The sequence below is a fragment of the Pseudomonas aylmerensis genome (assembly GCF_001702265.1).
In the GTDB taxonomy this organism is placed as follows: domain Bacteria; phylum Pseudomonadota; class Gammaproteobacteria; order Pseudomonadales; family Pseudomonadaceae; genus Aquipseudomonas; species Aquipseudomonas aylmerensis.
On sequence record NZ_MAUE01000029.1, the window covers coordinates 1 to 22,714 of the forward strand.

18 protein-coding genes and 1 riboswitch are annotated in these 22,714 nt (G+C 63.2%); of the genes, 14 read left to right on the forward strand and 4 right to left on the reverse strand.

Features of this window, described 5'->3' with window-relative positions; translation table 11 throughout:
* The first annotated feature begins 602 nt into the window (after positions 1–602).
* Positions 603–801: riboswitch (cobalamin riboswitch) on the forward strand.
* Positions 802–894: 93 nt separating this feature from the next.
* The 4 genes from cobW (at position 895) to BBG20_RS20355 (ending at position 7,851) form a co-directional block, all read left to right on the forward strand.
* Complete coding sequence (cobW, locus tag BBG20_RS20340) at positions 895–1,956, forward strand: cobalamin biosynthesis protein CobW (protein WP_065906450.1); 1,062 nt, start codon at positions 895–897, stop codon at positions 1,954–1,956.
* A gap of 3 nt (positions 1,957–1,959) precedes the next feature.
* The gene (gene cobN / locus BBG20_RS20345; RefSeq protein ID WP_065906451.1) at positions 1,960–5,721 is read left to right on the forward strand and encodes a cobaltochelatase subunit CobN; all 3,762 of its coding nucleotides are present in this window, start codon (positions 1,960–1,962) and stop codon (positions 5,719–5,721) included.
* A 475-nt stretch (positions 5,722–6,196) separates the two neighbouring features.
* Positions 6,197–7,195 carry an ATP-binding protein gene (locus tag BBG20_RS20350; RefSeq protein ID WP_065906454.1) on the forward strand — a complete coding sequence of 333 codons (999 nt, stop codon included), beginning with the start codon at positions 6,197–6,199 and terminating at the stop codon, positions 7,193–7,195.
* Between the two features lie 53 nt (positions 7,196–7,248).
* Complete coding sequence (locus tag BBG20_RS20355) at positions 7,249–7,851, forward strand: vWA domain-containing protein (protein ID WP_065906734.1); 603 nt, start codon at positions 7,249–7,251, stop codon at positions 7,849–7,851.
* Between the two features lie 407 nt (positions 7,852–8,258).
* Here the strand turns inward: BBG20_RS20355 and BBG20_RS20360 are convergent, their stop codons facing one another.
* Complete coding sequence (locus tag BBG20_RS20360) at positions 8,259–9,206, reverse strand: DUF1853 family protein (protein WP_065906456.1); 948 nt, start codon at positions 9,204–9,206, stop codon at positions 8,259–8,261.
* Between the two features lie 147 nt (positions 9,207–9,353).
* Here BBG20_RS20360 and BBG20_RS20365 point away from each other — a divergent pair, with 147 nt between their 5' ends.
* Genes BBG20_RS20365 through pepN form a run of 6 tightly spaced genes read left to right on the forward strand, consistent with a single transcriptional unit; the run spans position 9,354 to position 15,854 of the window.
* Complete coding sequence (locus tag BBG20_RS20365; protein ID WP_003217892.1) at positions 9,354–10,244, forward strand: NAD(+) kinase; 891 nt, start codon at positions 9,354–9,356, stop codon at positions 10,242–10,244.
* Positions 10,241–11,215: a metallophosphoesterase gene (locus BBG20_RS20370; RefSeq protein ID WP_404940348.1), complete on the forward strand. Its 975-nt coding sequence runs from the start codon at positions 10,241–10,243 to the stop codon at positions 11,213–11,215. The genes BBG20_RS20365 and BBG20_RS20370 overlap by 4 nt, the downstream gene beginning before the upstream one ends.
* Positions 11,212–12,081 (forward strand): rhomboid family intramembrane serine protease, encoded by an 870-nt coding sequence (locus BBG20_RS20375; protein ID WP_065906460.1) that lies wholly within the window; start codon positions 11,212–11,214, stop codon positions 12,079–12,081. Before BBG20_RS20370 ends, BBG20_RS20375 begins: the two co-directional genes overlap by 4 nt.
* A 14-nt stretch (positions 12,082–12,095) precedes the next feature.
* A complete protein-coding gene (locus BBG20_RS20380) occupies positions 12,096–12,356 on the forward strand; it encodes a YeaC family protein (RefSeq protein WP_016972751.1) in 261 nt (86 codons plus the stop codon).
* Complete coding sequence (locus BBG20_RS20385; RefSeq protein ID WP_065906465.1) at positions 12,353–13,183, forward strand: DUF2797 domain-containing protein; 831 nt, start codon at positions 12,353–12,355, stop codon at positions 13,181–13,183. The genes BBG20_RS20380 and BBG20_RS20385 overlap by 4 nt, the downstream gene beginning before the upstream one ends.
* Positions 13,184–13,196: 13 nt before the next feature.
* Positions 13,197–15,854 carry an aminopeptidase N gene (gene pepN / locus BBG20_RS20390; protein WP_065906468.1) on the forward strand — a complete coding sequence of 886 codons (2,658 nt, stop codon included), beginning with the start codon at positions 13,197–13,199 and terminating at the stop codon, positions 15,852–15,854.
* 45 nt (positions 15,855–15,899) lie between these two features.
* On the opposite strand, the gene BBG20_RS20395 is transcribed toward pepN, so the two are convergent.
* On the reverse strand, positions 15,900–16,946 hold the full coding sequence (locus tag BBG20_RS20395) for an aldo/keto reductase (protein WP_065906471.1): 1,047 nt from the start codon (positions 16,944–16,946) through the stop codon (positions 15,900–15,902).
* A 159-nt stretch (positions 16,947–17,105) separates the two neighbouring features.
* Here BBG20_RS20395 and BBG20_RS20400 point away from each other — a divergent pair, with 159 nt between their 5' ends.
* From BBG20_RS20400 to BBG20_RS20415, 4 genes are all read left to right on the forward strand, one after another.
* Positions 17,106–17,822: a helix-turn-helix transcriptional regulator gene (locus tag BBG20_RS20400; protein ID WP_065906736.1), complete on the forward strand. Its 717-nt coding sequence runs from the start codon at positions 17,106–17,108 to the stop codon at positions 17,820–17,822.
* A gap of 51 nt (positions 17,823–17,873) precedes the next feature.
* Complete coding sequence (locus BBG20_RS20405) at positions 17,874–18,209, forward strand: nuclear transport factor 2 family protein (RefSeq protein WP_065906474.1); 336 nt, start codon at positions 17,874–17,876, stop codon at positions 18,207–18,209.
* Positions 18,210–18,224: 15 nt separating this feature from the next.
* Positions 18,225–19,328: a cell division protein ZapE gene (gene zapE / locus BBG20_RS20410; protein WP_065906475.1), complete on the forward strand. Its 1,104-nt coding sequence runs from the start codon at positions 18,225–18,227 to the stop codon at positions 19,326–19,328.
* Between the two features lie 173 nt (positions 19,329–19,501).
* Positions 19,502–19,993 carry a GNAT family N-acetyltransferase gene (locus BBG20_RS20415; RefSeq protein ID WP_065906481.1) on the forward strand — a complete coding sequence of 164 codons (492 nt, stop codon included), beginning with the start codon at positions 19,502–19,504 and terminating at the stop codon, positions 19,991–19,993.
* Between the two features lie 89 nt (positions 19,994–20,082).
* On the opposite strand, the gene BBG20_RS20420 is transcribed toward BBG20_RS20415, so the two are convergent.
* On the reverse strand, positions 20,083–20,304 hold the full coding sequence (locus BBG20_RS20420; RefSeq protein ID WP_065906738.1) for a hypothetical protein: 222 nt from the start codon (positions 20,302–20,304) through the stop codon (positions 20,083–20,085).
* A 142-nt stretch (positions 20,305–20,446) separates the two neighbouring features.
* Positions 20,447–22,681, reverse strand: a complete 2,235-nt coding sequence (locus tag BBG20_RS20425; RefSeq protein WP_065906485.1) for a TonB-dependent siderophore receptor — start codon at positions 22,679–22,681, stop codon at positions 20,447–20,449.
* Positions 22,682–22,714: the final 33 nt, after the last annotated feature.

A 22,714-nucleotide genomic window follows, 5' to 3' on the forward strand; every position in this document is an offset into this window, starting at 1 on the left:
CCTTGTGGGAGCCGTCGAGCCCCGGCGAGGCCGCGAAAGCGGTGTGTCAGGCGCGAAATTCATCGGCAATACCGCCGCCTTCGCGGCCTCGCTGGGGCTCGACGGCTCCCACATTTGATCCTTTGGGGCGGCGGATTATGGGGGGTGACTCAAGGCTGCTTGCGGTAGGCCGGCATCGAGGCTAACACCGCCGATCCCTTGTGAGAGCCAGCTCCTAGAGGTTTCTGCTTTTGATCTAACCACTCAGGTCGGCTTTAAGGCCGCCGCGCTTTTGCTTTTGATCTTGATCTAGGCGCCCCATCAAACACGCTGGCCGGAATTCGATATTGATTTGGGGGGTAAACCGGCAGGGATGCCGGTTTAGCCGCCCCGCGCCATGGATGGCGCGTGGCGGCGGCCCCCCAAATCAATTTCGGATTACGGGCACACCGAGCCTAGGCGAGGTGCCGAGTGTTGGGGCAAGAGCCCTTTTGGTTACTTTTGGGGCTCTTTTCCAAAAGTGACCCGCTGTAAGAGCGGAACCATAAGCCGCCACGACCGCAGAAACGGATATGCACCCTAACCCAACCCAACCCCATCATTGACCATCCCCCCACCACTGCGTAGCCTTGCACCCTCGAGGTTCTTCAGCCCAGGCCGAAGCTAAGAAGGGAACGCGGTCCAATCCGCGGCTGCCCCCGCAACTGTAAAGGGTTTATCCGACTGCCACGCCACTGCCACCAGGCGGGAAGGCGCAGCCGGCGCCGGTCGCACGACCCGCAAGCCCCAAGCCAGGAGACCTGCCTCGCAACCGATTTTCCACTTCAACCGGGCGGGGTGATCCGGTGACGAAATCTGCCGCTGCGCGCCGCCGCAGGGCCTATCGTCCCGTATGCCCGCCCCAAAGGGCATCCGATGAAAACACTGGCCAAACTCCCCGTCACCATCGTTACCGGCTTTCTCGGTTCGGGCAAAACCACGCTGCTGCGCCATATGCTCGACAACGCCCAGGGCCGTCGCATTGCCGTGATCGTCAACGAATTCGGCGAGCTGGGCATCGACGGTGAAATCCTCAAGCAGTGCTCCATCGGGTGCACCGAGGAAGAAGCCAACGGCCGTGTGTATGAATTGGCCAACGGCTGCCTATGCTGCACCGTGCAGGAAGAGTTCTTCCCGGTGATGCGCGAACTGGTCGCCCGTCGCGGTGACCTCGACCATATCCTCATCGAAACCTCGGGCCTGGCCCTGCCAAAGCCGCTGGTGCAAGCCTTCCAGTGGCCGGAAATCCGCAGTGCCTGCACCGTCGACGCGGTGATTACCGTGGTCGACAGCCCGGCCGTGGCCGCCGGCACCTTCGCCGCCTTCCCGGATCAAGTCGACGCGCAGCGTAAACTCGACCCGAACCTGGATCACGAATCGCCATTGCACGAGCTGTTCGCCGACCAACTGGCCAGCGCCGACCTGGTGATCCTCAACAAATCCGACCTGATCAGCGCCGAAGACCTGGCCCGTGTGCGCCTGGAAGTCGCCGAAGAACTGCCGCCGGCGGTGAAGATCATCGAAGCCAGCAGCGGGCGCCTGCCGCTCGACGTGCTGATCGGCCTGGGCGCCGGCTCCGAAGAGCACATCGACGGTCGCCACAGCCACCACGATCATCACCACGAAGGTGAAGACGATCACGACCACGATGCGTTCGACTCGATCTCCATCGACCTGCCGCAAGCCGACGAAGCGCTGCTGCTCGACGCCCTGACCCAACTCGTGGTGCAACACGGCATCCTGCGCGTCAAAGGCTTCGCGGCGATCCCGAACAAGCCGATGCGCCTGCTGATCCAGGGCGTGGGCACGCGGTTCGACAAGCACTTCGACCGCGCCTGGGCGGCCGATGAAGCGCGCATCACGCGCCTGGTACTGATCGGCCAGGAGCTGGATGCGGCTGGCCTCGAAGCGCAATTGCGCGCTGCCCTCAGCGTTTAACCCATGCACCTGCTCAGGACCCAGCCCGGTGGTTTCGTCTCGGACGACAATATTGCCGACCTTGGACAAACGCCCGCCGAACTGGTGATCCTGTGCAGCGGCGACTCCAGCCTGGCGCTGCTCGCCGAAGCCGCCCAGCAGTTGCCCGAGGATTACCCCAGCTTTCGCCTCGCCAACCCGATGCAGGTGCAGAACCATGCCTCGGTCGACCTGTACGTCGACGAGGTGCTGCGCCATGCCAAGGTCATCCTGATTTCGCTGCACGGCGGCATCGGCTATTGGCGCTACGGCATCGAGCGCCTGGTGGAGTTGGCTGAGCGCGGCGTGCAACTGATCCTGGTGCCGGGGGATGATCGCCCCGACCCGGAACTCAGCGGGCTGAGTACCGTTGGGGCGGCGGAACGCGACCGCCTGTGGCACTTCCTGCGCCAGGGCGGCCTGGGCAACGCGCTGGATTTCTACGGTTGCCTGGCGAGCAGTTACCTGGGCCGCAGCTACGCCTGGAACGAGCCGCAAACCCTGCCGCGCACGGCGATTTATCACCCGCACACAGCCAACCCGCGCCTGAATGACTGGCAGGCGGATTGGCGCGCGGAATGGCCGGTGGCGGCGGTGCTGTTCTATCGCTCGCACCTGCAGGCGGCCAATACCGGTTTCATCGATGTGTTCTGCCAGCGCTTGCAGGCGGCGGGTCTCAACCCGTTGCCGATGGCGGTGGCCAGTTTGAAAGAGCCCGGCTGCCTGACGGTGGTCGAGGACCTGCTGGACGAGGTCGGCGCGGCGGTGATCCTGAACACCACCGGCTTCGCCCAGTCCAGCCCGGAAGCCCCGCACCTGCGGCCGTTTCGCCGCAATATCCCGGTGATCCAGGCGATCTGCGCCCAAGACAACCAGCCCGGCTGGGAAGCCAGCGAGCAAGGCCTGGGCCCGCGCGACCTGGCCATGCACATTGCCTTGCCGGAGCTGGACGGGCGCATCATCAGCCGGCCGATCAGCTTCAAGGACCTCGCCTGGCGCAGTGAGCGCAGCCAGTCGGACGTGGTGTGCTACCGCGCCGCGCCCGAGCGCATGGATTTTGTCGCCGAACTGGCCCGACGCTGGGTCGAACTGGCGCGGGTGCCGAATGCACAAAAACGCATCGCGCTGATCCTCGCCAACTACCCGACCCGCGACGGCCGTATCGGCAACGGCGTGGGCCTGGATACGCCTGCCGCTGCGCTGAATATCCTGCGTGCCCTGCACGCCGAGGGTTATCCGCTGCCCGCTGAGTTGCCGGAGAGCGGCACTGCGTTGATCCATGAACTGCTGGGCGGTGTCACCAACGACCTCGACAGCCTCGACCTGCGCCCCTGCCATCAAAGCCTCGGCCTGGATGATTACGAGGCGATGTTCAACCGCCTGCCCGAGGCCAATCGCCGGGCCGTGCTGGAGCGCTGGGGTACCCCGGACCACGATCCGATGTGCCGCGACGGGCGCATGATGATCGCCGGCCTGCGCCTGGGCCTGACATTTGTCGGCATCCAGCCGGCGCGCGGTTATCAGGTGGACGCCAGCGCGGTGTACCACGACCCGGACCTGGTGCCGCCTCACGGCTACCTGGCGTTCTATTTCTGGCTGCGCCATACCTACGGCGCCCATGGCGTGATTCATGTGGGTAAGCACGGCAACCTCGAATGGCTGCCGGGCAAGGGCGTGGGCCTGTCGGAAAACTGCTGGCCGGACGCGCTGCTGGGGCCGTTGCCGAATATCTACCCGTTTATTGTCAATGACCCGGGCGAGGGCGCCCAGGCCAAGCGCCGCACCCAGGCGGTGATCATCGACCACTTGATGCCGCCGCTGACCCGCGCCGAGACCTATGGGCCGTTGCGTGACCTGGAATTGTTGGCGGACGAGTACTACGAGGCCCAGCTGCTCGACCCGCGTCGGGCGCTTGAGCTGCAAAAGGACATCCTCAAGTTGGTGCGCGAAACCCGCATCGACCAGGAACTTGAGCTCGACAACGACGCCGACGCAGCGGTGTGGCTGCCGCGCCTGGACACTTACCTGTGTGACCTGAAGGAGTCGCAGATCCGCGACGGCCTGCATATCTTTGGCGAGTCGCCCGAAGGCCGCCTGCGCATCGACACTCTGCTCGCATTGCTGCGCATTCCGCGTGGCGATGGGCGTGGTCCGCAATCGAGCCTGTTGCGGGTGTTGGCCAAGGCCTTCGACCTGGGCTTCGACCCGCTCGATTGCGCCCTCGCCGAACCCTGGACCGGCCGCCGCCCCATGGTCTTGCAGAAGATCGACGCGCAGTTGTGGCGCACCGCCGGTGACACCCGCGAGCGCCTGGAGCTGTATGCGACGCGCTTGATCGAGCAGGCGCTGGAAGGGCCGCTGGAGCAGTTGGAGGAGCCCGGTTGGGAGGATGTGAAGGCCGTTATCGAAAGCCTGCGCATTGTCGTCGCACCGCGCCTGGATGCCTGTGGTCCGGCGGAAATGCGCGGCTTGCTCGACGCCCTGGGCGGCCGTTTCGTGCCGGCCGGGCCGAGTGGGGCGCCGAGTCGCGGGCGCCTGGATGTGCTGCCGACGGGACGCAATTTTTTCACCGTGGACGTGCGTAACCTGCCGACCACCACCGCCTGGCGCATTGGCTTTCAGTCGGCGAACCTGATTCTTGAGCGACACCTGCAAGATCATGGCGACCACCTGCGCCAGCTCGGCCTGTCGGTGTGGGGCACCGCGACCATGCGCACCGGCGGCGACGATATCGCCCAGGCCATGGCGCTGATGGGCGTGCGCCCGGTATGGGCCACGGGCAGCCAGCGCGTGGATGACTTTGAGATCCTGCCGATCAGCCTGCTGGACCGCCCGCGCGTGGACGTGACGCTGCGCGTTTCGGGGTTCTTCCGCGATGCCTTCGCCAACCTGATCCGCCTGTTCGACGCAGCCGTGCAGGCGGTAGCGGCGCTGGATGAGCCGGATGATATGAACCCGCTGGCCGCCAAGGTGCGCAGTGAGCGCGCGGCGCTGCTCGAGTCCGGCCTGGATGAAGCCGAAGCCGCGAAGCAGGCGGGCTGGCGTATCTTCGGCGCCAAGCCTGGTGCCTATGGTGCAGGCGTGCAGGGCGCGATTGACGGGCGCCTGTGGCAAAGCCGCGAGGACTTGGCCGAGGTCTACCTCAATTGGGGCGGTTATGCCTACGGCGGCTCGGATGAAGGCACCGCCGCCCGCGAGCAATTTGCCCAGCGCCTGAGCCAGGTGCAGGCGGTGTTGCAGAACCAGGACAATCGCGAGCACGACTTGCTCGATTCCAATGACTACTACCAATTCCAGGGCGGCATGCTCGCTGCCGTGGAAACCCTGAGTGGCGACAAGGCTGCCAGTTATCATGGCGACCACAGCCAGCCGGACTTGCCCAGGATCCGTACCTTGAAGGAAGAGCTGAACCGCGTGATCCGCTCACGGGCCGCCAACCCGAAGTGGATCGACGGCGTGAAGCGCCACGGCTATAAGGGCGCGTTCGAGATGGCTGCGACCGTGGATAACCTGTTCGCGTTCGACGCCACCACCGCGCTGATCGACGATCATCAATACGCCTTGCTCGCCGACGCCTACCTGCTCGACCCCGACACCCGCGCGTTTGTGCAGCAGCACAACCCTGCGGCGCTGCGCGACATGACCGAACGCATGCTCGAAGCCCAGCAGCGTGGCCAGTGGCAGGAACCGGGGGCGTATAAGGAAGCGTTGGAAAATCTGTTGCTGGATATAGAAGAAGATGGCTGAGGCTGTCTGTGGCAAGTGGGCTTTTTGTGGCAAGTGTCCTTACTGAGGATGAGTAGGCTTTTTGTGGCAAGTGTCCTTACTGAGGATGAGTAGGCTTTTTGTGGCAAGTCGCCTTACTGAGGGTGTGCAGGCTTTTTGTGGTGAGCGGGCTTGCCCCGCGTTGGGCTGCGAAGCGGCCCCAAAACCGCACACTGCGGTTTGTCAGAAACAAATGCGTTGGCTTTAATGGGGCTGCTGCGCAGCCCAACGCGGGGCAAGCCCGCTCGCCACAAAAAAGCCCACTGGCTGAGAGGGTCCTGCTAGTTACAACAAGCTCACTGGCTGACAGGGGCCTGCTAGTTACAACAAGTTCACTGGCTGACGGGGGGGCTGCTGGTCACAACAAGCCCACTGGCTGACAAGAGGCCTACTGGTCACAACACGCTCGACCACCACAGGAAACCGCCTGTGTCGCAGAATTTAACGAGAAATAGGCATGACTGATATTCCCCATTTTCCGCTGTCCGCCGTGGTCGGTGCCGATGACTTGAAGCTGGCGCTGTGCCTGACTGCCATCGACCCGAAGATTGGCGGTGTGCTGATAGAAGGCCCGCGCGGCATGGCCAAGTCGACCCTGGCGCGCGGCCTGGCCGACTTACTCGCCAGCGGGCAGTTCGTCACCTTGCCGTTGGGCGCCACCGAAGAACGTCTGGTCGGCACTTTGGACCTGGACGCTGCGCTGGGTGAAGGTCGCGCGCAGTTTTCCCCCGGCGTGCTGGCCAAGGCCGACGGGGGCGTGCTGTATGTCGATGAAGTCAACTTGCTGCCCGATCACCTGGTCGACCTGTTGCTGGACGTCGCCGCCAGCGGCACCAACCTGATCGAGCGCGACGGTATTTCCCACCGGCACTCGGCGCGCTTTGTGCTGATCGGCACGATGAACCCGGAGGAGGGCGAGCTGCGGCCGCAGTTGCTGGATCGCTTCGGTTTCAATGTGGCGTTGAGCGGGCAGACGTTGCCGGCCGAGCGTGGGCAAATCATCCGCCGTCGTCTGGATTTCGACAGTGACCCGGCGGCGTTTTGCACGCAGTGGGCCGAGCAGCAGGCCGCGTTGCGTGAGCGCTGCACCCAGGCGCGGGCGCGGCTGGAGAGCATCGCGCTGGATGATCAGGCCTTGGCGCAGATCACCGAGCGCTGCTTTGCTGCGGGTGTCGATGGCTTGCGCGCTGATCTGGTCTGGCTGCGCGGCGCCAGGGCCCACGCGGCGTGGCGCGGGGCGACCGCGATTGCCGAGGACGATATAGACGCGGTGGCGGAATTTGCCTTGCGCCATCGTCGTCAAGCGCAATCCCCAGCGGCCAGCCCGCCGCCTGAAGGCCAGGCGCCCAAGCCGTCGGATACCTCGCCTGGTCAAGGCCAATGGGGCGATATGCCCGCACCGGCCCTGCCCACGGGCGCCCGCCGAGACGTGCCCAGCTGGCCAAAAAAGCCCTAGGCATCCGCCCCCGACCTGACGCGGGGGCGGATGCCCGTCCCACCGCGGGGCGACTGGACAGAGGCAGGCAGGGCAAGGCGCGCAGCGCGAAGCAGGGCGCGGTCAACTGGCCGGGCACTTTGCTCGGTGGCCGACCGCAATCGCGTGAAGACTTGCGCTACCACCTGCGCAGCCGTTCGGCGCATGAATTGTGGCTGGTGATCGTCGATGCTTCGGCGTCTACCCGTCGGCACCGTGCATTGACCGACGCCAAAGGCTTATTGGCGCAATTGTTTGATGACGCTTATCGCCAGCGGGCACGCATGGCGTTGCTGACGGCCAGCGGGCAATCGCCCGCATGGCAGGTGCAGGGGCTCAAGGCGGCGAAAAGCCTGGCGGGCTGGCTCGAACAGCTGGGCGCAGGTGGCGGCACGCCGTTGCTGGCAGCGTTGACCGAGGCGGGGCATTGGTTGGCGGCACGGCGCAAGCGCTATCCGACCGAGCAGCAGCGCTTGCTGGTGATCACCGATGGGCGGCTCAAGACGATTACCGGGCTGCCTTTGCTGGAGTGTCCGGGGCTGTTGGTGGATATCGAGCGAGGATCGATCCGATTGGGGCGCGCGCAGGAACTGGCGGCCGAGTTGCAGCTGGAATATCGGCATATCGATAGGCTGTAGTGCCTGGACTATTGCTTTCGCAGGCAAGCCAGCTCCCACATTAATATGCGGCGCGCTTGAAATGTCGGCCTGGCTTGCCCGCGATGGGCCCCTCAAGCCTGCCCGAAACCCCCGCAGCCAACCCAATAACCAGCCTGAAATACGCTCCAAATGTGGAAGCTGGCTTGCCTGCGATGAGTCCCTTGAAGCCGCCCCAAAACCCTCACCCAGACCCCACAGCCAACCCAATAACCAGCCTGAAATACGCTCCAAGTGTGGGAGCTGGCTTGCCTGCGATGAGTCCCTTGAACCCGCCCCAAAACCCTCACCCAGACCCCACAGCCAACCCAATAACCAGCCTGGAATACGCTCCAAATGTGGGAGCGGGCTTGCTCGCGAAAAGGCCATCAGCCACCCCGCAAAAATGATCAGGTGCTGCCCGGCACGTTCGGCCACAAATCAGCCACCAGGAACAAGCGCTCGGCTTCCTCCCAATCCTCACCGACTTGCACCATGCGCACCAGTAGCTGCGCCGGCGCCATCGGCTCCAACTCCGCGAGCCAGCACTGCATTTGTTCCGCGCTCCACACCTCATCCGCGCGGTAATGCGCGGGTGCCAGCCATGCGTGCCGGGGCAGGGGCTGCCAGCGCCCAGGCGGGGTGGTGCGGACAAACTCCTGCCAGTCACGCTGATGCAACCAGCGCCCGCGCAAATGCTGCGGATGGGCCCCTCGAGGCGGCTCCGCCTGGCCCGGCCAGGGATAGAGCAAATACCCCCCAAGCCACAAATGCGCGTCGAACTGCTGGATATCCAAGGCGCCCAGCGCGTCACGGCTTTCCGGCCGCGCCGAAATCGGCAGTTGATGCTGGGCCAGGTGCGCCAGCTTGCGATCCAACCGGTCATGGCAGCCCGGGCCGAGCCACTGCGCAGTGTCCTCGCCGTTGCCGTGCTGGGGGCCGAGATAGAGCTTGATCGCCAGTTCCAGGTGGTGCACGCCCTCGCGGTCGCGCAGCAGCATGTCGAGCTCGCCCAGGGTGTGCCCGGCGCGGCGGATCGGCAGGTTGGCGGCCAGCAGCTCGACGCCCGGCGCATGCTGCACGGCGAACTGCCACAGGCGTTCGTAGTAGAGGCCCAGGCGGCGCGTGCGCGACAGGCTCAGCCAGTGCTGCAAGGCGCTGCTGTCGCGGTCGAGTGTGCGTAGCCAGTGTTCAAGCCGCTCGGGCGCTTGCACCCAGTCGCTGCCGGCCAGCGGGTGGCGCTGCGGCCACGGCGTCTGCGCCAGCATCGGCGGGGCGAGCATCACCCACGCCAGGTCGCGCACCTCGGGGTGGCGCAGTTGGCGGGGCAGGTTGTGCAAATCCGGGAACACAGTCATGAGTCCGAGCATAGCCTTTTAACCGCCGCGCAGGTGGCTGAGAACCGTTGTCATCAAGGCTTCACGGCGACAAAGGATTTTGCCTCAGGCGGCCTTTCGCCCATAATCGTTTCTTTTTTGCCACACCCCAAATCCCGCAGGAGCCCCATGGAGCAATTTCGCAATATCGGCATTATCGGTCGCCTGGGCAGTACCCAGGTGTTGGACACCGTCCGCCGGCTGAAAAAATTCCTGCTGGAACGCCACCTGCATGTGATTCTCGAAGACACCATTGCCGAGATTCTCCCCGGCCACGGCCTGCAGACTTCCTCCCGCAAGATGCTCGGCGAAGTGTGCGACATGGTCATCGTGGTCGGCGGCGACGGCAGCCTGCTCGGCGCCGCCCGGGCCCTGGCGCGGCATAACGTGCCGGTACTGGGGATCAACCGTGGCAGCCTGGGGTTCCTCACCGATATCCGTCCCGATGAGCTGGAAGTCGAAGTGGCCAAGGTCCTCGACGGCCATTACCTGGTGGAAAACCGCTTCCTGCTGCAAGCCGAAGTACGTCGCCACGGCGAGGCCATCGGCCAGGGCGATGCGCTCAATGATGTGGTGCTGCACCCCGGCAAATCCACGCGGATGATCGAGTTCGAGCTGTATATCGACGGCCAGTTCGTGTGCAGCCAGAAGGCCGACGGCCTGATCGTCGCCACGCCGACCGGGTCCACGGCATACGCGCTGTCGGCCGGTGGCCCGATCATGCATCCCAAGCTGGATGCCATTGTGATCGTGCCGATGTACCCCCATATGTTGTCGAGCCGGCCAATCGTGGTCGATGGCAACAGTGAGCTGAAAATCGTGGTGTCCAAAGACATGCAGATCTACCCGCAAGTCTCGTGCGACGGGCAGAACCATTTCACCTGCGCCCCCGGTGACACCATCACCGTGAGCAAGAAGGCGCAGAAGTTGCGCTTGATCCATCCGCTGGATCACAACTACTACGAAGTGTGCCGCACCAAGTTGGGCTGGGGCAGCCGCTTGGGGGGTGGAGGCGACTGATGCTCGATCCCGCGCGCAGCTACGACCTGATTGGTGACGTGCACGGTTGCGCCCATACCCTTGAGCACCTGCTCGACCGGTTGGGCTACCACAAACAAGGGGGTACCTGGCGCCACCCGTCGCGCATGGCGGTGTTCCTCGGCGATATCATCGACCGTGGCCCGCGCATTCGCGAGGCGCTGCATATCGTCCATGACATGACCGAGGCCGGTCAGGCGCTGTGCATCATGGGCAACCACGAGTTCAATGCCCTGGGCTGGACCACGCCGGCGCCGCCGGGCAGTGGCAAGCAGTTCGTGCGCGAGCACAACCCACGGCATGCGCGGTTGATCCAGGAAACCCTGGCCCAGTTCGAGCAGCACCCGGGCGACTGGCACGACTTCCTCGGCTGGTTCTACGACATGCCGCTGTTTGTCGATGCCGGGCGTTTTCGCGTGGTGCATGCGTGCTGGGATGACGGCTTTATCCAACCGCTGCGCGCGACCTTCGCGGACGGCTGCATCGACCCGCACTTCCTGCAGGCCGCCGCCGTGCCCGGCAGTTTTGCCTGCAATGCCTTCGACCGCCTGTTGCGCGGCACCGACATGCGCCTGCCCGATGGCCTCACGCTGACCGGCGGCGATGGGCTGACGCGTTCGTTCTTTCGCACCAAGTTCTGGGAAGACGACCCGAAAACCTACGGCGACATCGTGTTCCAGCCCGACGCCTTGCCGGAGCCGGTGGCGCGCACCCCGTTGTCGTCCACGCAAAAAAATTCCCTGCTGCGCTATGGCGTCGACGAGCCCCTGCTGTTCGTCGGCCATTACTGGCGCAGCGGCAAACCGGCGCCGATCCGCCCGAACCTGGCCTGCCTGGACTACAGCGCCGTGCTGTACGGCAAGTTGGTGGCGTACCGCCTGGACCAGGAAACCCAACTGGATCCGCGTAAATTCGTCTGGGTCGACGTTGAGCGACCTGAGGTCATTAAATGAGTACCGTGGCTGTATTGCGCCTGCCCCTGAGCGTCGACCTGGGTGGTTTCGTCAAATTGCTGCAACGCATGCAAGTGCCCCATCGCGTCAGCGAAGAGGCGGGTGAGCAAGTGTTGTGGGTTCCGGAAACCATCAGTGAAGACGTGCGCGTGTTGTACCAACGCTTTCCCGCCGGCGATCCGGACCAGCAACTGGATATTCCCGAGCAGGCGCCGGTTTCGCGCCCCGGTTTTATCCAGCAAGTGCGTCACAGCCCGGTAACGGCGCTGGTGCTGCTGGCGAGCATCATTGTTGGCGCGGTGACCTTGCTGGGTGAGAACCTGCAAGCCATGAGCTGGCTGACGTTCCTGCCGTTTCGGGTGATGGGCGAGTACATCCAGTTCACCCCGTTCGCCGACATGTTGGCTTCAGGGCAGTGGTGGCGGTTGGTCACGCCGATGCTGATCCACTTCGGCATCCTGCACCTGGCCATGAATGGCATGTGGTACTGGGAGCTGGGCCGGCGCATCGAAGTGCGCCAAGGCAGCATCAACCTGCTCGGCTTGACCCTGTTGTTCAGCCTGGTCTCCAACTACGCTCAATACGCCTACGGTGGCCCCGGCCTGTTTGGCGGGTTGTCCGGCGTGTTGTATGGCTTGCTCGGGCATTGCTGGATCTTTCAATTATTGTCGCCCAACCCGGCCTATCGCTTGCCCCGTGGGGTGCTGGTGATGATGCTGGTGTGGCTGGTGCTGTGCCTGTCGGGGCTGGTCTCGATGATCGGTTTCGGCGAAATCGCCAACGCTGCCCACGTCAGCGGCCTGGTCATCGGTTGCCTTACCGGTTTGCTCGGCGGGTTGTACAACCGTCGCAAATCCTCTCTTTGATAAGGAAGAGCCTTATGTCCTCTTTTGCTGAAATGATCGAAAACATCACCCCCGATATCTACGAGAGCCTCAAGCTCGCGGTGGAAATCGGCAAGTGGTCCGATGGCCGCAAGCTCACCGCCGAGCAGCGCGAGCTGTCCCTGCAGGCGGTGATCGCCTGGGAAATCCAGAACCTGCCGGAAGACCAGCGCACCGGCTACATGGGCCCGCAGGAGTGCGCGTCCAAGTCGGCACCGGTGCCGAACATCCTGTTCAAGTCGGATGCGATCCATTGATTGAAATTGGTCGCGGTGCAGTCAGCAAGATGTCGGCGCAACTCGGTGAGCCGACCGTTCAATACGCGTTTCGCCTGGGCGATGTCGAGGTGCCGGTCAACCCGCTGATCGGTACTCACGTGCGCCTGGAATACCTCGGTGCCATCCATTGCAGCCATTGCGGCCGCAAGACCAAGACCAGCTTCAGCCAGGGGTATTGCTACCCGTGCATGACCAAGCTGGCCCAGTGTGACCTGTGCATCATGAGCCCCGAGCGTTGCCATTACGACGCCGGCACCTGCCGCGATCCGGGCTGGGGCGAGCAGTTCTGCATGACCGACCACGTGGTGTACCTGGCCAACTCGTCGGGGATCAAGGTCGGCATCACTCGCGCCACCCAATTGCCCACCCGCTGGCTGGACCAGGGCGCGAGCCAGGCGCTGCCGATCATGCGCGTTGCCACTCGCCAGCAGTCCGGCTTTGTCGAGGACCTGTTCCGCAGCCAAGTGGCCGACAAAACCAACTGGCGAGCGCTGCTCAAAGGCGATGCGCAATCGGTGGACCTCAAGCACGTGCGCGATGAGCTGTTCGCGGCCTGCGCCGAAGGCCTGGTGACGTTGCAGGAACGCTTTGGCCTACAGGCCATCCAAACGATTGCCGACATCGAGCCGATCGAAATCCGCTACCCGGTCGAGCAGTATCCGACCAAGATTGTCAGCTTCAACCTGGACAAGAACCCGATTGCCGAAGGCACGCTGCTGGGGATCAAGGGCCAATACCTGATCTTCGACACCGGCGTTATCAATATTCGTAAGTACACGGCCTACCAGCTCGCCGTGCATCAGTAGAAGGATGCCATCCATGCGCACCGAACAACCGAAGATGATTTACCTGAAGGACTATCAGGCGCCGGACTACCTGATCGAAGAGACGCACCTGACCTTCGAGTTGTTCGAGGACCACAGCCTGGTCCACGCGCAGCTGGTGATGCGCCGCAACCCTGCGCGTGGCGCCGGCTTGCCGCCGCTGGTGCTCGATGGCCAGCAACTGGAGTTGCTGACCGTCAACCTCGGCGACCAGGAACTGACGGCCGCTGATTACCAACTGACCGACAGCCACCTCACGCTGCACCCGACCCGCGAAACCTTCACGGTCGATACCAGCGTGCGCATCCACCCGGAAACCAACACCGCGCTGGAAGGCCTGTACAAATCCGGCAGCATGTTCTGCACCCAGTGTGAGGCCGAAGGCTTCCGCAAGATCACCTACTACCTCGACCGCCCGGACGTGATGAGCACCTTCACCACCACGGTGATCGCCGAGCAACATCGCTATCCGATCCTGCTGTCCAACGGCAACCCGATTGCCAGCGGCCCTGGTGAGGACGGTCGTCACTGGGCGACCTGGGAGGATCCGTTCAAGAAGCCGGCGTACCTGTTCGCCCTGGTGGCCGGCGACCTGTGGTGCGTCGAAGACAGCTTCACCACCATGACCCAGCGTGAAGTGGCGCTGCGCATCTATGTCGAGCCGGAAAATATCGACAAGTGCCAGCACGCCATGACCAGCCTGAAAAAATCCATGCGCTGGGACGAAGAAACCTACGGCCGTGAGTACGACCTCGATATCTTCATGATCGTCGCCGTGAACGATTTCAACATGGGGGCCATGGAGAACAAGGGCCTCAACATCTTCAACTCCAGTGCCGTGCTGGCCCGCGCCGAAACCGCCACCGACGCCGCGCACCAGCGGGTCGAGGCGATCGTCGCCCACGAATACTTCCACAACTGGTCGGGCAACCGCGTGACCTGCCGCGACTGGTTCCAGCTGTCGCTCAAGGAAGGCTTCACCGTGTTCCGTGACTCGGGTTTCTCGGCCGACATGAACTCGGCCACGGTCAAGCGCATCCAGGACGTGGCGTACCTGCGGACCCACCAGTTCGCCGAAGACGCCGGCCCGATGGCCCACGCGGTACGCCCGGACAGTTTTATCGAGATCTCCAACTTCTACACCCTGACCGTGTACGAAAAGGGCTCGGAAGTGGTCGGCATGATCCACACCTTGCTCGGCGCCGAAGGCTTCCGCAAAGGCAGCGACCTCTATTTCGAACGCCATGACGGCCAGGCCGTGACCTGCGACGACTTCATCAAGGCCATGGAAGACGCCAACGGCGCCGACCTCAGCCAGTTCAAGCGCTGGTACAGCCAGGCAGGCACGCCACGCCTGGCGGTGAGCGAGTCCTACGACGCCGCGGCCAAGACCTACAGCCTGACGTTCCGCCAGAGCTGCCCGCAAACCCCGGACAAGGTCGAGAAGCTGCCGTTTGTGATTCCGGTGGAGCTGGGCCTGCTGGACGCCAAGGGCGCCGGTATCGCCTTGCGCCTGGCCGGTGAAACGACGGCTGGCGCCACCTCCCGCGTGATCTCGGTTACCGAAGCCGAGCAGACGTTCACCTTCGTCGATATCGCCGAACAGCCGTTGCCTTCGCTGTTGCGTGGCTTCTCGGCGCCGGTGAAGCTGAGCTTCCCGTACAACCGCGACCAGCTGATGTTCCTGATGCAGCACGACAGCGACGGCTTCAACCGCTGGGATGCCGGCCAGCAACTGTCGGTGCAGGTGCTGCAGGAACTGATCGGCCAGCATCAGGCGGGCCAGCCGCTGAAGCTGGACCAGCGCCTGATCGACGCGCTGCGCACCGTCTTGAGCGATGAATCCCTGGACCAGGCCATGGTCGCCGAGATGCTCTCGCTGCCGAGCGAGGCCTACCTGACGGAAATCAGCGAGGTGGCGGATGTCGATGCGATCCACGCCGCGCGCGAATTTGCCCGCAAGCAACTGGCCGACCATCTGTTCGAAGGGTTGTGGCTGCGTTACCAGGCCAATCGCGAGCTGTCCAAGCAGACGCCGTATGTCGCGGCCGCCGAGCACTTCGCCCGTCGTGCCTTGCAGAACATCGCGCTGTCGTACCTGATGCTCAGCGGCAAGCCAGAAGTCCTGGCGGCGACGCTGGATCAGTTCGACACCAGCGACAACATGACCGAACGCCTCACCGCACTGGCAGTGCTGGTGAATTCGCCGTTCGAAGCGGAAAAAGCCCAGGCGCTGGCGGTGTTCGCGGAGAACTTCAAGGACAACCCATTGGTCATGGACCAGTGGTTCAGCGTACAGGCCGGCAGCACGTTGCCGGGCGGGCTGGCACGGGTCAAGGCGTTGATGGAGCACCCGGCGTTCAACCTCAAGAACCCGAACAAAGTGCGCGCGCTGATCGGCGCTTTTGCCGGGCAGAACCTGATCAACTTCCACGCGGCGGACGGTTCGGGTTATCGCTTCCTGGCGGACCTGGTTATCCAACTGAACGGCTTCAACCCACAAATCGCTTCGCGCCAGCTGGCGCCACTGACGCGCTGGCGTAAATACGACAGCGCGCGCCAGGCGCTGATGAAGGCGGAGCTGGAGCGCATTCGTGGCTCGGGTGAGTTGTCGAGTGATGTGTTCGAGGTGGTCAGCAAGAGCCTTGCCTGAGTCGCCTGAATAAAAAACGGCCTGTATAGGCCGTTTTTTTTTGCTTCAAATTACCGGTGGTCGAGGTGTGTCCGCGCCGATATCGACAGGGAAACGCTCGGCAATGATGCCGTGCGGCACGCCCAGCGGAATGGCGCTGGCGGTGTCCAGGCGGGTGACCTGTTCGGCCGACAGGTGCACGCTCAATGCACCCAGGGTGGCGTCCAGTTGTGCGCGCGTGCGCGAGCCGAGGATCGGGATCAATGCCGTGGTCGAGCGTCGCGCCTTTTCGCGCAGCCAGGCGATGGCGACGTGGGTCGGCGTGGCGTCGAGTTCAGCGGCGACGGCCAGCAGGGTGTCGAGCACGGCGGTTTCGCGCGCGCTTTTTTCTGCGTGGACCAGAATCCCCATTTTGCTGGCGCGGGTGTCGCCTTGGCTTTCTCGGTACTTGCCGGTCAGGAAGCCGCCGCCCAACGGCGACCACAATGTGGCACCCAGGCCCAGCGCCTCGGCCATTGGCAGCAGCTCGCGGTCAGCGGAGCGCTCGACCAGGCTGTATTCCACCTGGATGCCGATGATCGGTGCAAAGTTGCGCACTTCAGCCAGCAGGTCGGCGCGGGCAATGCGCCAGGCCGGGAAGTTGGACAGGCCGGCATAGTGGATCTTGCCGGCGCGCACCAGGTCGTCGAAGCCGCGCAGGATCTCTTCCATGGGCGTGACGTTGTCGCTCATGTGCGCCCAGAGCAGGTCGATGTGGTCGGTGTTCAAGCGCTTGAGGCTTTCTTCGACCGCGCGCACCAGGTTCTTGCGGTTGTTGCCGAGCCTGATCGTGCCCTCATCGGACGGTTGGGTGCGCAGGGTGTACTTGGTGGACACCACCAGGTTGTCGCGCTCGCTGGCGATGAATTCCCCCAGCAGCTTTTCGGCTTGGCCGAACTGGTAGCCGTTGGCGGTATCGAGGAAGTTGCCACCGGCTTCAAGGTAGCCATCGAAGATCGCCTTGGCTTCATCGCGCTCGGCGCCATGGCCCCAGCCCGTACCGAAATTACCGGTGCCCAGGGCCAGTTCAGATACCTGCAGACCGCTACGGCGGCCAAAGACTTTATTGCGCATACAAGGACTCCAGAGGCAGTGATGTGTCTTACATGTTTGGAAACATGTATTTAATATGATCGCGATAATTTATACGGTCAAGAGGCTTTTTACTGCTGACATTTCCTGACAGGGGGCTCTGGTAAGCTGCGGCACTTTTGTTTGTTCGGTGGGATCAACGTGTCGCGCACCACTCGTCTACTGACCTTGTTGCAGGCCCTGCGGGGCAAGAAGCGCCCGGTAACCGCCGCTGTGCTGGCGGCGCAGTTGGAGGTGTCCGAGCGCACGCTGTATCGCGATATTGCCGAATTGACCGCGCTGGGCGCGCCGATTTTCGGCGAGGCGGGGGTCGGCTACGTGCTGCGCAGTGGGTTGTTCCTGCCACCGTTGATGCTCAACGCCGAGGAAACCGAGGCCATCGTGCTGGGCCTGCGGTATGTGGACCAGCGTGGCGACGATGTGCTCAGCCGCGCCGCCGCCAATGCCTTGGCGAAAATCGCCGACGTGCTCGACCCGGCCGCCCAGGAGGCGCTGCGCAACCCCACTTTACTGCCGGGGCCACCCGGATTCGGTTACCCGGAGAACCGCGTGCCGCTGGATGTGTTTCGCGAGGCCATCAGGCACCAGGCCAAGCTGCAGATCGATTACGCCGATGCCAGCCAGACCCACAGCGAGCGCCTGATCTGGCCACTGGCCCTGGGCTTTCTCAATGAGGTGCGGGTGATCGTGGCCTGGTGTGAATTGCGTGGCGCCTATCGGACCTTTCGCACCGACCGCGTGGCCAGCGCTCGCGAGAGCGGCGGGCGTTATCCGGGGCGACGCAGTGACTGGCTGCGGGCCTGGCGCAAGCTGATGGAGCCGCATGAAAAAGGTCCGTTCACTCCTGACAAAAACTGACACAACCCTGGCTTAGCATGGCCCTACAACCACTCAAAAAGGAGCTTTGCCATGTCCATGCCTGAATTGGCCCCAGCCATCGCGGCCTATATCGCGGCGACCAATTCCCGCGACACCGCAGCCATCACCCAGTGTTTTGCCGACGACGCGAATGTCTTCGACGAAGGCCAGCACCAAGTCGGCAGCGCTGCCATTGCACGCTGGATGGAGGACACCGGGCGGCGCTACCAGCCGCGGGTCGAAGTGCTCAAGGTGCAGCATCGCACCGGCAAAGTGCTGGTCAGCAATGTGGTCTCGGGCAATTTCCCCGGCAGCCCGTTGGAGCTGCGCTACACCTTTCGCCTGAATGAGCAGGGCAAGATTTCGCGGCTGGATATCTCGCTGTAAGTCATACTGGCGGGCATGACTTTCGACTCGCCGCTGACTGCCTACCAACACGCCATCACCCAGCAGGGTTTCGTCGTCGACGCTGCCCAGCGCCGCGCGGTGGACGCCCTGCAAGCCTGCCATACCGCGTTGCATCAAGGCCGCGCGCCGATCCAGGGGGTTTACCTGTGGGGGCCGGTGGGCCGTGGCAAGACCTGGTTGATGGACCAGTTCTACCAAACCTTGCGGGTGCCGGCGCGGCGTCAGCACTTTCATCATTTCATGGGCTGGGTGCACCAGCGCCTGTTCCAGCTCACCGGCACCCACGATCCGCTGCAGGCGCTGGCACGCGAACTGAGCCGGGACGTGCGGGTGTTGTGCTTCGACGAGTTGTTCGTCAATGACATCGGTGATGCCATCATTCTCGGCCGCCTGTTCCAGGTGATGTTCGAGGAGGGCGTGGTGATGGTCTGCACCTCCAACCAGCCGCCCGACCAGTTGTACGCCGACGGCTTCAACCGGGACCGATTCCTGCCGGGTATCGCGGCACTCAAGCAGCACCTGCAGGTGGTCGCGGTGGAGGGCGCCGAGGATCATCGCCTGCACCCAGGGGTTGGCCTGCAGCGCTACTGGGTGAATCAGCCCGATGCATTGGCCGGCGTATTCAACCAACTGGCCGCAGGGCAGGCGGTGCACAGCGGGCCAGTGTCTGTCGGCCACCGCAGCATCGCGACGGTGCAGTTCAGTGACCGTGTGCTCTGGTGTCGCTATGCCGACCTGTGCGAGCAGCCCCTGGCGGCGATGGACTTCATGCTGCTCTGCGATCGCTTCAAAGTGATTTTGCTGGGCGAGGTGCCCAGCCTGAGCGCGCAGACGCGTCCGGGGCGCATTGCCCGTGGCACCGAAGATGGCGCCGAGCGCGTGGTCGCCGGTGATCGTGAGTTGCCGCAGTTGTCGGTGCACGATGACAGCGTGCGCCGCTTCATCGCCTTGGTCGACGAGTGTTACGACCGCAAGGTGCCGTTGTTCATTGAGGCCCGAGTGCCGCTGGAAAGCCTGTACACCGAAGGCTACCTGGCGTTTCCCTTCCGCCGTACCCTGAGCCGGTTGCAGGAAATGCAGCTGCAGCGCTTTGGCTAACGCCTGTACGAAAATCTCGCGCAACTGACGGATTGGGCTTTTTTAACCGCAGACTCTTCGCACTTTCAGGCGCAGATTTGTAGTTAATCTCCTTCATCTGGAGCCGACGCCACGCTTACAATCGTGACCTCCAAAGGGAGACGATTCCCTTGTAGTCGCGATCGAGGAAGGCAATGGAAACCCCGGATATCCTGGTGCTGCAAGCCAGCTACACCAACCCCGTGCACGCCGACGCCATTGGCCGTGTGCTCAACCATTACGCCGAAGACCCGATGGGCGGCGGCCATAGCCTGTCCGCCGACCTGTTGGAGCAGCTGCCGGCTGAACTGGCCAAGCGTCCGCATGCGTTCAGTGTGCTGGCGTTTGTCGGCGGTGAGCCCGCGGGCCTGGTGAATTGCTTTGAAGGGTTTTCCACGTTCGCCTGCCGCCCGCTGGTCAACGTCCACGATGTGGCGGTGATGAGCGCGTTTCGTGGCCTGGGGCTGAGTCAGAAAATGCTGCAGAAGGTCGAGGAAATTGCTCGTCAGCGGGGCTGCTGCAAGATCACCCTGGAGGTGCTTGAGGGCAATGCAGTAGCTCAGTCGGCGTACCGTAAGTTTGGCTTTGATGATTCGAAATTTGATCCGGCGTATGGCCGTATGTTGTTCTGGAGCAAGGCGCTGTAATAACCAACAGGCAAAAAAAAGGCGCCATTAAATGGCGCCAAGTTAGCCTTGGTCACAGGAGCGGAATGACAAAGGAGAGTGCGGTTGAATCAGCTGTTCGGTTGTTTCTCGTCGGTGGATTGTTCTGCCGTTACTTTCTTGAAGTCCTTGCCGTCGGCAGAGGCGGTTTGTTCGGTGGTGCCGTGGGTCTTTTGCTGCATGAAGGTGAAGTTGTTGTAAAACTCCTTCGAGCGCTCCGAGCCGCCTTCGGCAAAGGCGGCGGCGGAGGTCAGGGTCATCAGGCTGGCAAGCATCAGGGTGGAGAGTTTCATGGCAGTGTTCCCGTTAAGAGTGATCGGCATCCGGTCGCTCCTTGATCAGATTCATGGAGCGACTATGCAGCGATCTTATTAAGTGGGAGTTAACGTGACGCTGATGCAAAGTTAACGATTTCGTTAATGTTGGATTCCACGGTTAAAGCCGCCAGTCCAGCGCAAGGGTGACGGCGCGCGGGTCGCCCCAGTAAACGCCATTATAAAAGCCGACTCTTTCGTAATATTTTTTATCAAATACGTTGTTGATATTAAGCGACGCCGAAACATGGTCGTCGAATTGATAACGCGACATCAGGTTGACCACGGTGTAGGCCTGTTGCGTGATTTTCGCCCGGGTGGTGATCAAGTTACCTCGGCCATCGCGCTCGCCCGTTGGCCGGTTGCTGAAATCATAAATCTCACTCTGCCAGTTCACGCCGCCGCCCACCGTCAGCTTGCGCCACGCGCCCGGTAGCCGGTAGGCGCTGGACACCTTCAGCAGGTTCAAGGGCTGGCCGGTGTTGTTGCGCTTGTCCGTGCCGTTCACCGAGTGGGTATAGGTGTAGCCTGCCGTCAGGTTCCAATCGGGCATGACTTCGCCGGCGACTTCCAGCTCAAAGCCGTTGACCTTGTTGCCTTTGCCGCCCGACTTGTAGAACTCCTCGCCGGTGACCGGGTTCGGCGCGACGGAGTAGTCCCGCTCGGCGACGTTGTCCTGGGTGCTCCAGAAATAGGCCGCCGCCACGTTCAGGCGCTCTTGCAGCAGGCTGCCCTTGAGGCCGACCTCATAGTTGCTGCCCACCACCGGTTCCAGGTACTTCTTGTTGGCATCGCGCAGGCCTTGCGGCTTGAAGATATCGGTGTAGCTGGCGTACACGGTGTACACCGGCGTTACGTCGTAGAGCAGCCCGGCGTAGGGCGTCCACATATCATTGTGGGTCTGGGAGGTCTTGCCGGCTACGGTCAGCTGGTCGTTGGCGTCGTACTCGGGCGTGGCGCTTTTTTGCTGCCAGCTGCCATAGCGACTGCCCAGTACTGCATGCAGGCGGTCGGTCAGGCTCAGGCGCGTGGCCAGGTAGCCGGCCTTCTGTTCCTTGCTGCCGTGTTCGCCCTTGAGGTCGGTGACGGTGTCGGGGAACTTGCCGATCCCGCCCATGTATTTCCAGTCATCAATCGTGTTGTAGCCGTCAGGCGTGGTACCCCTGCGCATGAAGGGCGAGGCATCGCGCTGCGCCGCCTCGCCATAGCCCATCATCAACGCGTGTTCGCGGCCGAGCAGCGCATAGCTGCCGGCCAGGTTGAGGTCGATCGCCTCCATCTTCGAGGTGCCGCGCATGTGGCTGGCCCACGCCTGCATCCCGCTGCGATCGTCGTTGGGGAAGCCCGCGCCGCCGTAGTACACCTTGCCGTCCGTGTCGCTCTGGCGATGGGTGTAGGCGGCCTTCACGTGCCAGTCGCCGCCCAGGCGATGGTCGAGCGTGGCGAAGGCGGTCTTGTCGGTCAGCGGCCAGGAGCTCCAGTGCGCCGCCATGTTGGTCGAGCGCGGCAGCTTGGCCTTGCCGCCCTGGCTGTTCCAGTACGGCACGGTGCCCCATGAGGTGCCTTGGACTTCCTTGTCCTGGTAGTCGAAGCCTACGGCGAGCACGGTATCGTCCGACAGGTCGCCTTCGAGAATCCCGTAACCGACCGCGCGTTGCAGCGCGTAATGGTCACGGAACGATTGACTGTCGCGATAGGCCAGCACGCTGCGCCCGCGCAGCTTGCCGTCGAATGCCAGCGGGCCGCCCACATCCACATAGCTGTAGTAGTTGTCATGGCTGCCGCCGCTGATCCCGGTTTTCGCCTGCCAGTGGGCGGTAGGGCGTTTGCGCACCATATTGACGGTGGCGGAAGGGTCGCCGGCGCCGGTGGTCAAGCCTGTGGCGCCGCGCACCACTTCAATGTGGTCGTAGATGATGGTGTCGCCGTCGGTCTTCATGTAGCCGAACGTATTGAGCATCCCGTCGATCTGGAAATTGGTGATGCTATAGCCGCGGGAGGTATACGACACTCGGTCGGAGTCATTGTGCTGCACGTTGACCCCGGTGGTCTGGCGCAGTACTTCGGTCAAGGTGTTGAGGTTGAAGTCGTCCATCTGCTGGCGGGTGATCACCGAGATCGACTGCGGGGTTTCCTTGACGGAGAGGTTCAGGCGGGTGGCGGTGCTCATCGAGCCGGTGGTGTAGGCGCCGGTGTGCTCGGTGGTGGCGCCCAGGCCTTCAGCGGTGATGCTGGTGGCGCCCAGCTCGAGGGTCTTGTTTGGCTCGGGGTCGGTCTCAGCCCAGAGGTCCGGGCTCATTGCCACGCTGAACAGGCCGAGCGTGAAGGTCATGGAACGGGTAAAAGGCGCGATCATCGCGGCAGACTCCTTGTCGTCTTTGCGGCCACC